Below are 12,185 nucleotides of genomic sequence, written 5' to 3' on the forward strand. Positions count from 1 at the left end.
TCAGAGCCTTTCTGCCAGTTCGATGGCACGTCGGAGGGCCCCCAGCTTGTTGTTTACTTCCTGCAGTTCGGCTTCGACATCGCTTTTGGCAACGATGCCTCCTCCGGCTTGAAACCACAGTTCGCTGTTCCGGCTGACGAACGTACGGATAATGATGGCCTGGTTGATGTATCCGTTGAAACCGATGAACCCGACGCATCCTCCATAAGCGCCCCGGTTGTGCGGTTCGATTTCACTGATGAGCTGCATGGCTCTGACCTTGGGCGCACCGCTGAGCGTACCGGCGGGGAAGGTGTCCAGGAAGGTGCGTATCGGGTCTGCACCGGGACGGAGCTTTCCGCTGACACGGCTGACAAGATGGATGACATGGCTGTAGAACTGGACTTCCTTGTAAGTCTCTACGTCGACCGCTTCACAATTGCGGGCAAGGTCATTGCGGGCGAGGTCGACGAGCATGGTGTGCTCGGCGTTCTCTTTCGGATCGGCGAGGAGTGCATCGGCGAGGCGTCGGTCGGTGACCGGGTCTCCGGTGCGTCGGGTCGTTCCGGCTATCGGGTCAATAGTGGCATAGCCGTCACAGACCTTGCAGTGTGTTTCGGGTGAGGAACCGAACAGGCGGTACCCTCCAAAGTCAAAATAGAACAGGTAAGGGGAGGGATTGATGCTGCGCAGGGCACGGTAAACGGCAAAGTCGTCGCCTTCATAGCGTTGGACGAAACGCCGGGAGAGCACTATCTGAAAGACGTCTCCCTTGAGACAATGTGCGATGCCCTGGCGGATGTTGGCACGGTGTTCGTCGTCCGTGAGAGGACTGCTGACGGGTCCTGCCGTACGGAATCCATACGTCGCATAGTTGCGGTTGTTGACTGCCCGTTCGACATCCCTGATGTGTCCGGTTTCACCCTCTCCCTTCAGTCCGACCAGGACCATCTCGCTCTCATGTCCGTGGAAAACAATGAGGTAACGGTAGAGGATGTAGATGGCGTCGGGAGCATCGTTCTTGGGATCGCAGCTGTCCGGGACTTGGACGGGTTCGAGGTAACGGATGGCGTTGAAGGCCGTGTATCCGTAAAGCCCGCAATAGTGCGCGTACTCTCCTTCGATGTGGAAATGGGCAAGGAAACCGTTGAAGGCATCCGCCATGGTAAAGTCCGGTGTGAGAGGTTTCCGGTCGATGGTGCCGTCAGGGTAGACCGCGGTCGCCGTATTGTGGTTGATACTGATATGTGCAATGGGGTCCAGCCCGATGAAAGAACGGTTGTTGTCAGTCCCGTGGTAGTCGGAGCTTTCGAGCAGGATGCTTTGCGGGAAGAGGTCGCGTACCTTCAGGTAGGTGCCCGTAGGTGTGTGCAAGTCTCCCAAAAGGACTTTGTGCTCGGTTTGAAAGTGGTAGGTTTTCATGCTTGCAGAGTAGTTGGAAGGTTGTTCAGATAGGTTTCAATGTCTTTGTCTCCACGCCCTGAGACCGTCAGTACGACGATGTCGGAAGGGCGGAAATGTACCTTGGAGAGGGCTCCCAGTGCGTGTGCCGATTCCAGTGCCGGGATGATGCCTTCCAGCCTTGTCAGCTCGTAGGCAGCCCGCAGGGCTTCATCATCAGTGACGGCGAGGACCTGTGCGCGCCGGGTGGCCGCCAGGTTGGCATGGAGAGGACCGACGCCCGGATAATCCAGTCCGGCAGAGATGGAATAGGGCTCTGTGATTTGTCCGTCTTCGTCCTGCATGACCAGAGTCCGTGCACCATGAATGATGCCGGGGCGTCCGAGACGGATGGTCGCTGCGGAGAGTCCGGTGTCCGTGCCCTTTCCTCCGGCTTCAGCAAGCACAATATGAACCCGCTCGTCATCGAGGTAGTGGAAGATGGTTCCGGCTGCATTGCTTCCGCCACCTACGCACGCCATGAGGTAGTCGGGATAATCCCGTCCTTCGTGCTCCAACAGCTGCGCTTTGATTTCCCGGCTGATGACCGATTGCAGCCGTGCCACCATGTCGGGATAGGGATGGGGACCGACCGTAGAGCCGATGACATAGTACGTGTCAGCCGGATGACGGCACCAGTCGCGTATGGCTTCGTTGGTGGCATCCTTGAGCGTCATGTTTCCGGCAGTCACGGGACGCACTTCCGCTCCCAGCATCTTCATCCGTTCTACATTGACATGCTGACGGTCGACATCGGTCTTGCCCATGTAGATGATGCACTCCATGTCCATCAGGGCACACACGGTAGCCGTGGCAACCCCGTGCTGGCCGGCACCTGTCTCGGCGATGATACGGCGTTTGCCCATGCGGCGTGCCAGGAGGATTTGCCCGATGGCATTATTGATTTTGTGTGCTCCGGTGTGGTTGAGGTCTTCCCGCTTGAGATAGAGGGTGCAGCCGTAACGTTCAGACAGCCGGCGGGCAAGATATAAGGGAGAGGGACGGCCTACGTAGTCGCGCAGGAGGGAGTCGAACTCAGTCTTGAAATCGTCGCTGTCGAGCACGCGCCGGTAGTTGGCGCGCAGTTCTTCAACACAGCGGTGAAGTATCTCGGGGATGTAGGCTCCGCCAAACTCCCCGTAGTAGCCTTCGGAATTGATTTGGTAAGTTCTCATTGGTTATGGTGTTTGTTGATGGATACGTATAAAAAGACAGCGGACTGTCGTAAGTCACTACGACAGCCCGCTTAGCAAATTTATAAAGTGTGTATGTTGGAATTTAATGCATACGAGGCTCGCTCCCTTACGACTGTTGGAGTTGTAAGCGGCGCCACCACCAATATGTATTAGTCTTAAATTTCATCTTACTTTGAATGTTTTGTTCGTTCGTTGGGTGCAAAGGTATACCTTTTTGCGATACGACCAAATGTTTTCTGCACTTTTTTCTTTTGGGAATTTTTTGTTTCATATCTGTATGACGCGGAATGTGGCGTTCTGCATCCGGTCGATTTCTGCCATGGGACGTCCGGAATGGGCTGCTCGCAAGGCCCGGCAGAACAGGCCGTGACTCACGACCAGGACGGTCTGTCCATCATGCTGTTCATGCATTAGCCGGAGGAAACGTTGCGCCCGTTGGAGCATGGCTTCTACTGTTTCCACATCAGCAGGAAAAGGGGACGTCTTCAGTACCGGAATGGATGCGCCGGTCAGACTGCCCCAGTCGCGTTCACGCAGGAGTGGGGTATACGTCAGGGGGATATTCCGCCCCTCCAGCAGGATGGCTGCAGAGTCGACGCAACGTTGCAGGTCGCTGCAGAGGACGGCGTCGAAAGGAATGGAGAGCAGTTCGTCGTGCAGTGCGTGCAACTGTTCCCGTCCGCGTTCGGACAGGTGTCCGGGCAGATGCCCTTGGAGGATTTGTGAGGCGTTCTCTTCCGTCTCTCCGTGTCGTACAAGATAGAGTGTGGTCATAATGGTGTGGGGTTGACAAGTTGATGAGTTGTCGGCAAAAGTACGATATTTATGAGTGCAGGTTCAATAAAAAGCCCTATTTTTGTTTACTGTTTATGCTTCGCATACGCTCACCCTGTCAGGCAGGCATCCCGTCCACGTCCGCTTGTCTGTTCCGGTGTGAGTCTGCGGAAGCTGGATTGTGTATAAATAACCAGAGACTTATAACGTATGACAAACAAATTGAACAATGCGTGGGTGAGAGGCATCTTCTCGCTCATCATCGGTGTGTTATTGGTGGTGTATCCGTCGGCTGCAAGTGTCTATTTCGTGATGGCTGTCGGTGTCTTGTTTTTCATTCCCGGGGCCGTTTCACTGTCTGCCTTCCTGATGCGGCGTGCTGACGGACGTATGTTCCCGTTCATGGGACTGGGCAGTTTGCTGTTCGGCTTGTGGCTGTTGATTACTCCCGCTTTCTTTGTCGGAATCCTGATGTATGTGCTCGGAGCGGTACTCGTACTGGCGGGCTTGGGGATGCTGGTCAACCTGTCTGCTATCAGGAAACGTGCACCGGTGGCTGTGGGCTTCTATGTGGTACCCGTCCTGGTGATAGTCGGCGGAATCCTGGTGCTGGTGAATCCTTTTCGTGCAGCGGAACTTCCGTTTATCATTCTGGGAATAAGCTCAATCATCTATGCCTTGTCCAGCATGCTGAACGCCTACAAGTTCCGTGCAGTGACGATAGAGGCTGTCGAGATTATCAAGGAAGGGCCGTCAGCGGAAGAGCACTCTGAAGCGGAGGCGTCCGAGGTGAAAGAGGTGGAAGGAGAAGCCGATGTGAAGCTGTTGGAGAAGCCGGAGCATCGTGATACTCCACTCTGACGCTGACCTTCGCCTGCTTTCAATGACATGTTGGTAGGGGGTAGACGACGAATAGCCGCCGTATGTACGGACCAAAGTATTATACTTAGGCACCCTAAGTATAATACTTAGCCTACCTAAGTATAATACTTTGGTCTGTATAAGTCCGGCTTGGTTCATGCTTATCCCTACGTTTGACGTTGTCTACTCCCGGGTTTGATGGCCGGTTGGGACAAATACAATAAACGCGAACGCTACGGATGTTCATTCACTGCCTCGTGGGCAGAGGAAATGAGTCCGTAGCGTTCGCGTTTATTCTGATGTGGAGGGTTCCGATTATCGGATGAAGAGCAGTTCGCGGTACTTCGGCAAGGTCCACAGTTCGTTGTCAACCATCAGTTCCAGTTTGTCCACGTGATAACGGATGGTTTCCAACATGGGAGCCACATTGTCGTGGTAAGCGATGGCTTTCTCACGTTCATGCTCGATGCGGTTGGCCACCTTGCGTGCATCAACGAGCTTGTCCACTTGCTCCTTGAGGATGCTGGTGTGCTTGGCAATGTCGCGGATGAGTTCCACGTTGCGGGCAGACATCCCTTCCGCTTCAGCCTTGCTGAAAATCTGTTGCATCTTATATACGTTGTCGATGAGCTCGCTCTGGTATTTGGTGGCGGTCGGGATGATGTGATTCATCACGAGGTCACCGAGGACCCGTGCTTCAATCTGAATCTTCTTGGTGTACATTTCCCATTTTGCCTCGTTGCGTGCTGCCAGTTCCTTACGGGTCATGACTCCGGTCGATTCGAACATCTTGACGCTTGATTCCGAGAGGTAGTTGTCAAAGATGACGGGGCATGAAGTCTCGCAGTCGAGTCCGCGTCGTTTGGCTTCCTCCTGCCATTCTTCGCTGTAGCCGTTGCCGTCAAAACGAATCGGTTTGGACTCCTTGATATACCGGCGCACTACCTTCAAGATGGCGTGTACTTTGGGTTCCCCTTTCTCGATGAGGGCATCCACGTCGGCTTTGAACTCTTTGAGCTGCTCTGCCATGGCAGCATTGAGGGCTATCATTGCCGAGGCGCAGTTGGCTTCGGAGCCGATGGCACGGAATTCAAAACGGTTGCCGGTAAAGGCGAAAGGCGACGTCCGGTTACGGTCCGTATTGTCAATCATGATTTCGGGAATCTGTGGAATGCCGAGGCTCTTTCCCTGCTTGTCGCTGAAGTCGAGCTGTTCGTCTTCCGACTCTTCCAGGTGGTCCAGCATACGGGTCAGCTGACTGCCCAGGAAGGATGAGATGATGGCGGGGGGAGCTTCGTTGCCACCCAGACGATGTGCGTTCGTGGCAGACATGATGCTTGCCTTCAGCAGTCCGTTGTGGCGGTATACGGCCTTTAGTGTGTTGACAATGAAAGAGATGAAGCAGAGGTTGTCGGTCGGGGTCTTGCCGGGAGCCATGAGCAGGCGTCCGGTGTTGGTGCTGAGCGACCAGTTGTTGTGCTTGCCGGAGCCATTGATGCCTTTGAACGGCTTCTCGTGGAGCAGTACCCGGAAGCCATGTTTGCGGGCAATGTTGCGCATGAGTGCCATGACGAGCATGTTGTGGTCGACGGCAAGGTCGCACTCCTCGTAAATGGGTGCCAACTCAAACTGGTTGGGGGCAACCTCGTTGTGGCGTGTCTTGCAGGGAATGCCCAGTTTCCAGGCTTCGATTTCGAGTTCCTTCATGAAGGCTGCCACCCGGGTCGGTATGGCGCCGAAATAATGGTCTTCCAGCTGTTGGTTCTTGGCCGACTCGTGTCCCATCAGGGTCCGTCCGGTCAGCAGCAAATCGGGGCGTGCCGCATACAGTCCTTCATCCACGAGGAAGTATTCCTGTTCCCAGCCGAGGTTGGTATGGACACGTTTCACTTCCGGATAGAAGTAATGGCAGACATCGGTTGCTGCCTGGTCGACGGCACGCAGAGCCTTCAGCAAGGGAGTCTTATAGTCAAGGGATTCGCCGGTATAGGCGATGAAGATGGTCGGGATGCAGAGAGTGTCTTCGACGATGAAAGCGGGGGAGGAGGGGTCCCATGCGGAATAGCCCCGCGCCTCGAATGTGTTGCGGATACCTCCGTTGGGGAATGAGGAAGCGTCAGTTTCCTGTTGTACCAGCAGCTTGCCGGAGAATTCTTCCACCAATCCGCCTTTGCCGTCGTGTTCCACAAAGGCGTCGTGCTTCTCGGCGGTGCCTTCGGTCAACGGGTGGAACCAGTGTGTGTAGTGGGTCACTCCCAACTCCATGGCCCAACGTTTCATGCCTTCAGCCACAGCATCGGCTATGTTCCTGTCGAGGTTGGCGCCGTTCTCGATGACGTCCATCAGTGCGTTGTAAACGTTGCTGGGCAGATACTTGAACATCTTCTCCTTGTTGAAGACGTATTTGGCAAAGTATTCCGAGGGGCGTTCTTTGGGCAGTTCCACTTCGAGCGGTTTTTTGTGGAAAGCCGTCTCGACAACTTTAAATCTGAGATTCGATGACATAATGAATGATCTTGTTTGTTGTTGACGGCGCAAAGATAATTCTTTTGGTAGAGATTTTGAAAGAATCTCGGACATTTAGTTGAATGTTCAGCCTGTTCTCGTTACTTTTGCAACCAGAACTTTGTTTAATCCTATATTTTATACAAACTATGTTTAAACACTTTTTGTCCGTGATTCTGTTGCTTGCGGTGTCGACCTTGGCGTGGGCCGAACGTGTCGACATGAAGCAGGCAGGTGCCAAGACGGATGGCAAGACTATCAACACCCGACTTATCAACCGTACCATCGAACGCCTGGAGAAGCAGGGAGGCGGTACGCTGTTCTTTCCTGCCGGACGGTATCTGACGGGTCCGATTCACCTGAAGAGCAACATTACGTTGGAGCTGGAAGCTGGAGCGACCTTGCTCTTTTCGACGAATTTTGATGACTACCTGCCCTTTGTGGAGGTGCGTCACGAGGGAGTGATGATGAAGAGTTTCAGTCCGCTTATCTATGCCGTCGATGCCGAGAATATCACCATCAAAGGAGAAGGAACTCTTGACGGACAAGGCAAGGCCTGGTGGGACGAATTCTTCAAGGTCCTGGTTGACTTGCGGGATAATGGCAAGCGTGACGTCAACAAATATCAGCCCATGTTTGAGAAGGCAAATGATGTGGCGCAGATTGCCGCCGAGACAAACGAAGACTGGCATGGAACGCTGGACCGCCGTTTCTTCCGTCCGCCTTTCATCCAGCCGATCCGTTGCAAGAACGTACGCATCGAAGGGGTGAAAATCATCAATTCGCCTTTCTGGACCGTTAATCCGGAGTTTTGCGACAATGTGACGGTGGATGGAGTAACCATTCACAATGTCCCTTCCCCCAATACGGATGGAATCAATCCTGAGTCGTGCCGTAACGTGCATATCAGCAACTGTCACATCTCCGTCGGCGATGACTGCATCACGATTAAGAGCGGTCGTGACCTTCAGGCACGTAAATTGGGTGCTGCCTGCGAAAACATCACCATCACCAACTGCACGATGCTGAGCGGGCACGGAGGTGTTGTCATTGGCAGCGAGATGAGTGGCGGCGTACGTCGGGTCACTATCAGCAACTGCGTCTTTGAGGGAACGGACCGTGGCATTCGTCTGAAGTCCACCCGCGGACGTGGTGGTGTGGTCGAGGACATCCGCGTGAGCAACATCGTGATGAAGGATATCAAGAAGGAAGCCCTGGTCTTCAACTTGAAATATAGCAAGATGCCCCAGGAACCCGTGAGTGACCGTACCCCCGTCTTCCGTAACATTCACATCTCCGGTGTGACGGTTAACGGTGTTCAGACTCCCATCAAGTTTGTCGGACTGGAGGAGGCGCCCATCACTGATATTGTGTTGCGTGACATTCAAATCAAAGATGGCAAGGAACCCAATATCTTCCAGGATTGCGAAGGCATCATTATGGATAATGTAATGGTTAACGGAGAAAAGGCAGCTTTGTAAACCACATAAGATAAAACTGTAGCAGCAACCTTCCCCAAGCAATAGGTGCGTATGCATGACGTCTGTAGAACGGTCGTGTGTAAAGAATCCGGTCATCCGGTTTCCGTGCGTATTGTTTGGGGAGGCTTGTATCTGTACTGGTCGGTGGACTCTGCCGGGAATAGGAGCAAGAGCCCGTCCGTACAAACTTTTTTCAATATCATAGTTCCTTGCAAACGAAATCTTTGTAAATTTGCAAATCTTTTGACGAATGTATAAAAACTGAAGATATGAATATCTCTTATAACTGGCTAAAAGAGTATGTCAGTTTCGACTTGACTCCCGGTGAAGTGGCGGAGGCATTGACTTCTATCGGACTGGAAGTCGGAGCTGTGGAAGAAGTACAATCCATCAAAGGTGGACTTGAAGGTATCGTTATTGGTGAAGTACTCACCTGCGAGCCCCATCCCAATTCAGACCACATGCATATTACGACAGTCAATCTGGGCAACGGTGAACCCGTACAGATTGTATGTGGCGCTGCGAACGTTGCAGCCGGACAAAAAGTCGTGGTGGCAACATTGGGCACCAAGCTGTATGATGGCGATGAATGTTTCACAATTAAGAAATCCAAACTTCGCGGAGTGGAATCCCTTGGCATGATTTGTGCGGAGGATGAGATTGGTCTGGGTACCAGCCATGAAGGCATTATGGTTCTCCCCGACAGTGCCATACCGGGAACACCTGCAAAGGACTATTTCAATATAAAGAGTGACTACGTTATCGAGGTAGATATCACTCCGAACCGTGCTGATGCTTGTTCTCATTATGGTGTAGCACGCGACTTATACGCCTATCTGGTTCAAGCGGGGAAAGAGACTTCATTGACCCGTCCTTCCGTAGAAGGATTCCATGTAGACAACCAGGAATTACCCATCGACATCGAAGTGACAGATTCTACGGCGTGTCCCCGTTATGCAGGTGTGACAGTAAAAGGCGTAACGGTAAAGGAAAGTCCGGCCTGGCTTCAGGACAAACTCCGTCTGATTGGTTTGCGTCCCATCAATAATGTGGTCGACGTGACCAACTATATCCTGCATGCTTATGGTCAACCGCTCCACTGCTTTGATGCTGATAAGATCAAAGGAGGCAAGGTGATTGTGAAGACCATGCCACAAGGTACTCCGTTTGTAACTCTGGATGAGGTTGAGCGTAAACTTGATGCTCATGATTTGATGATATGCAATGCGGAAGAGCCTATGTGTATGGCTGGCGTATTCGGAGGACTGGATTCAGGCTCAACCGAAGCTACCAAAAACGTATTCCTGGAGAGTGCTTATTTCAATCCGACAACCGTACGTAAGACAGCGCGTCGTCATGGCCTGAATACGGACTCTTCCTTCCGCTTTGAGCGTGGCATTGATCCGAATGGTGTTATTTACTGCCTGAAACAGGCTGCAATGCTTATCCAGGAACTGGCGGGTGGAACCATCTCTATGGACATTAAGGATTTGTATCCTCAACCGATAGAAGACTTCACCGTCGAATTGGACTACCGCTATGTACATGACTTGGTCGGCAAGACGATTCCCGTAGAAGATATCAAACGAATCGTTACTGCCTTGGAGATGAAAATCGTGGCAGAGACACCGGAAGGCATTACCTTGAAGATACCACCTTATCGTGTGGATGTGCAGCGTCCGTGTGACGTCGTGGAAGATATTCTCCGCATTTACGGATATAATAATGTAGAGATTCCCTTGACCTTGAAGTCCAGTCTGACGACAAAAGGAGAAGTGGATAAATCCCAAAAGCTGCAGAATCTGGTGTCCGAACAACTTATCGGCTGCGGTTTTAACGAGATTCTGAATAACTCATTGACAAAGTCTGCCTATTACGATCATTTGGAAAGTTATCCCTCACAGCATCTGGTCATGTTGATGAATCCGCTCAGCAGTGACTTGAACTGCATGCGCCAGACTTTGCTGTTTGGAGGACTGGAAAGTATCCAGCACAATGCCAACCGTAAGAATGCGGACTTGAAATTCTTTGAGTTTGGCAATTGCTATCAGTTCGATGGTGAGAAGAAGAATGCAGAAAAGGCATTGGCACCTTATAGTGAAAGCTGTCATCTGGGTCTTTGGATAACCGGTAAGCGTGTGACTAACTCTTGGGCTCATCCGGAGGAGAACAGTTCCGTTTATGAACTGAAGGCATACGTATTAAATATCTTCACCCGTTTAGGCTTGAACCTGGGAGGACTGGTCTTCGGTAATCTGTCCAATGACATTTACTCGGCAGCTATCAGCATTCATACCAGAGGGGGTAAGTTGATTGCTACGTATGGTATCCTTACCCGGAAACTGCAGAAGGCATTTGATTTGGATAATGAAGTCTATTATGCCGATATCAATTGGAATGAGCTGATGAAGGCCGTAAAGAATGTGAAAGTCGGCTATACGGAAATCAGTAAGTTCCCTGCTGTAAAGCGTGACTTGGCATTGCTCATTGACAAGAACGTACAGTTCGTGGAAATTGAAAAGATAGCCTATGAAAGTGAACGCAAGTTGCTGAAAGCCGTAGAGTTGTTTGATGTTTATGAGGGGAAGAACCTCGAAGCGGGAAAGAAGAGCTATGCAGTCAGCTTCCTGCTGCAAGATGAGAATGCGACACTCAACGACAAGCAGATTGATAAGATCATGCAGAAACTGATTACTAACTTGGAAAACAAGTTGGGAGCCAAGCTGAGATAACCTGGAAAAGATAATCAATAAAACTAATCTATAGATTCTAAAAACATTAATCCAATGGGAAGAGCGTTTGAATATAGAAAAGCTACAAAGCTGAAAAGATGGGGTCACATGGCCAAGACATTTACAAGACTCGGTAAACAAATTGCTATTGCAGTGAAAGCTGGAGGTCCTGAACCGGAGAACAATCCTACCCTGCGTTCAGTCATTGCTACCTGCAAGCGTGAAAACATGCCGAAGGACAATATCGAGCGTGCCATCAAGAATGCAATGGGCAAAGACCAGAGCGACTATAAAGGAATGACTTATGAAGGATATGGTCCTCACGGAGTTGCCATCTTTGTCGATACACTGACTGACAACACGACTCGTACTGTTGCCGACGTACGTTCCGTATTCAATAAGTTTGGCGGTAACCTGGGCACTACGGGATCATTGGCTTTCTTGTTTGACCATAAATGTGTCTTTACGTTCAAGAAGAAGGAGGGTATTGATATGGAAGAGTTGATACTCGACCTGATTGATTACAACGTGGAGGACGAATTTGATGAGGACCCGGAAGAAGGTACCATCACGATTTATGGTGACCCAAAGAGCTATGCAGCCATTCAAAAGCACTTGGAAGAATGCGGATTTGAGGATGTCGGTGGTGACTTCACCTATATTCCCAATGACTTGAAAGACGTAACTCCCGAGCAACGTGAGACAATCGATAAGATGATCGAACGCCTGGAAGAGTTCGACGATGTGCAGACTGTGTACACCAACATGAAACCGGCGGAGGAAGAATAAGTCAGTATCCCATTCCTTTCATGAAGATCCTGTATAAGACACAAGGAACTTGTAGCACCCACATTGACCTTTCGGTGGAAGACGGCTGTATTAAGGATGTCTGTTTCTGGGGTGGGTGCAATGGTAATCTGAAAGGTATATGCAGTTTGATACGAGGCATGAGAGTCGAAGATGTATTGGCTCGTTTGGAAGGGATAAAATGCGGGCATCGCACAACATCCTGTCCGGACCAATTATGCAAGGCTCTCCGTCAGATTACTAAGGACACTCAGTAAAAGTCCCTAAAAAGTGTAGAGGGCATGTGAAGAGGTTGTTTTCAATCCTTCATATGCCCTTTTTTATTTGGTGTTTACTAATCTCATCGCTTTGACAAAAGAGAATCTTCGAGAAGTCCATACAATATATAGTGGTTCATGCAAGAAAACCTG

At 51.1% G+C, this 12,185-nt stretch carries 9 protein-coding genes; 5 read left to right on the forward strand and 4 right to left on the reverse strand.

The annotated features are described in order from the left end of the window. The 3 genes from C8275_RS08190 to C8275_RS08200 form a co-directional block, all read right to left on the reverse strand. Positions 1–1,401 (reverse strand): anthranilate synthase component I family protein, encoded by a 1,401-nt coding sequence (locus tag C8275_RS08190; RefSeq protein ID WP_106484771.1) that lies wholly within the window; start codon positions 1,399–1,401, stop codon positions 1–3. Further along, the gene (trpB, locus tag C8275_RS08195; protein WP_106484772.1) at positions 1,398–2,594 is read right to left on the reverse strand and encodes a tryptophan synthase subunit beta; all 1,197 of its coding nucleotides are present in this window, start codon (positions 2,592–2,594) and stop codon (positions 1,398–1,400) included. The genes C8275_RS08190 and trpB overlap by 4 nt, the downstream gene beginning before the upstream one ends. Before the next feature lie 288 nt (positions 2,595–2,882). Beyond that, on the reverse strand, positions 2,883–3,389 hold the full coding sequence (locus C8275_RS08200) for a histidine phosphatase family protein (protein ID WP_106484773.1): 507 nt from the start codon (positions 3,387–3,389) through the stop codon (positions 2,883–2,885). Between the two features lie 210 nt (positions 3,390–3,599). Here C8275_RS08200 and C8275_RS08205 point away from each other — a divergent pair, with 210 nt between their 5' ends. After that, a complete protein-coding gene (locus C8275_RS08205; RefSeq protein ID WP_106484774.1) occupies positions 3,600–4,250 on the forward strand; it encodes an HdeD family acid-resistance protein in 651 nt (216 codons plus the stop codon). A 315-nt stretch (positions 4,251–4,565) separates the two neighbouring features. Here C8275_RS08205 and C8275_RS08210 read toward each other — a convergent pair whose 3' ends face one another. Beyond that, positions 4,566–6,755, reverse strand: coding sequence for a glutamine synthetase III (locus tag C8275_RS08210; RefSeq protein WP_106484775.1), 2,190 nt, complete (start codon positions 6,753–6,755; stop codon positions 4,566–4,568). Positions 6,756–6,904: 149 nt separating this feature from the next. Here C8275_RS08210 and C8275_RS08215 point away from each other — a divergent pair, with 149 nt between their 5' ends. The 4 genes from C8275_RS08215 (at position 6,905) to C8275_RS08230 (ending at position 12,032) form a co-directional block, all read left to right on the forward strand. Next, complete coding sequence (locus C8275_RS08215; RefSeq protein WP_106484776.1) at positions 6,905–8,236, forward strand: glycoside hydrolase family 28 protein; 1,332 nt, start codon at positions 6,905–6,907, stop codon at positions 8,234–8,236. A 269-nt stretch (positions 8,237–8,505) separates the two neighbouring features. Further along, positions 8,506–10,968, forward strand: a complete 2,463-nt coding sequence (pheT, locus tag C8275_RS08220) for a phenylalanine--tRNA ligase subunit beta (RefSeq protein WP_106484777.1) — start codon at positions 8,506–8,508, stop codon at positions 10,966–10,968. Positions 10,969–11,022: 54 nt separating this feature from the next. Further along, the gene (locus tag C8275_RS08225; RefSeq protein WP_022384116.1) at positions 11,023–11,757 is read left to right on the forward strand and encodes a YebC/PmpR family DNA-binding transcriptional regulator; all 735 of its coding nucleotides are present in this window, start codon (positions 11,023–11,025) and stop codon (positions 11,755–11,757) included. A 20-nt stretch (positions 11,758–11,777) separates the two neighbouring features. Then, positions 11,778–12,032, forward strand: a complete 255-nt coding sequence (locus C8275_RS08230) for a TIGR03905 family TSCPD domain-containing protein (RefSeq protein ID WP_106484778.1) — start codon at positions 11,778–11,780, stop codon at positions 12,030–12,032. The last annotated feature ends 153 nt before the right edge of the window (positions 12,033–12,185 follow it).

The organism is Bacteroides sp. Marseille-P3684 (assembly GCF_900291465.1).
In the GTDB taxonomy this organism is placed as follows: Bacteria; Bacteroidota; Bacteroidia; order Bacteroidales; family Bacteroidaceae; genus Phocaeicola_A.

Bases quoted from the DNA above. Each gene is read 5' to 3' on its own strand.
- C8275_RS08190 (WP_106484771.1), bottom strand. From the start codon at position 1,401: ATGAAAACCTACCACTTTCAAACCGAGCACAAAGTCCTTTTGGGAGAC.
- trpB (WP_106484772.1), bottom strand. From the start codon at position 2,594: ATGAGAACTTACCAAATCAATTCCGAAGGCTACTACGGGGAGTTTGGC.
- C8275_RS08200 (WP_106484773.1), bottom strand. From the start codon at position 3,389: ATGACCACACTCTATCTTGTACGACACGGAGAGACGGAAGAGAACGCC.
- C8275_RS08205 (WP_106484774.1), top strand. From the start codon at position 3,600: ATGACAAACAAATTGAACAATGCGTGGGTGAGAGGCATCTTCTCGCTC.
- C8275_RS08210 (WP_106484775.1), bottom strand. From the start codon at position 6,755: ATGTCATCGAATCTCAGATTTAAAGTTGTCGAGACGGCTTTCCACAAA.
- C8275_RS08215 (WP_106484776.1), top strand. From the start codon at position 6,905: ATGTTTAAACACTTTTTGTCCGTGATTCTGTTGCTTGCGGTGTCGACC.
- pheT (WP_106484777.1), top strand. From the start codon at position 8,506: ATGAATATCTCTTATAACTGGCTAAAAGAGTATGTCAGTTTCGACTTG.
- C8275_RS08225 (WP_022384116.1), top strand. From the start codon at position 11,023: ATGGGAAGAGCGTTTGAATATAGAAAAGCTACAAAGCTGAAAAGATGG.
- C8275_RS08230 (WP_106484778.1), top strand. From the start codon at position 11,778: ATGAAGATCCTGTATAAGACACAAGGAACTTGTAGCACCCACATTGAC.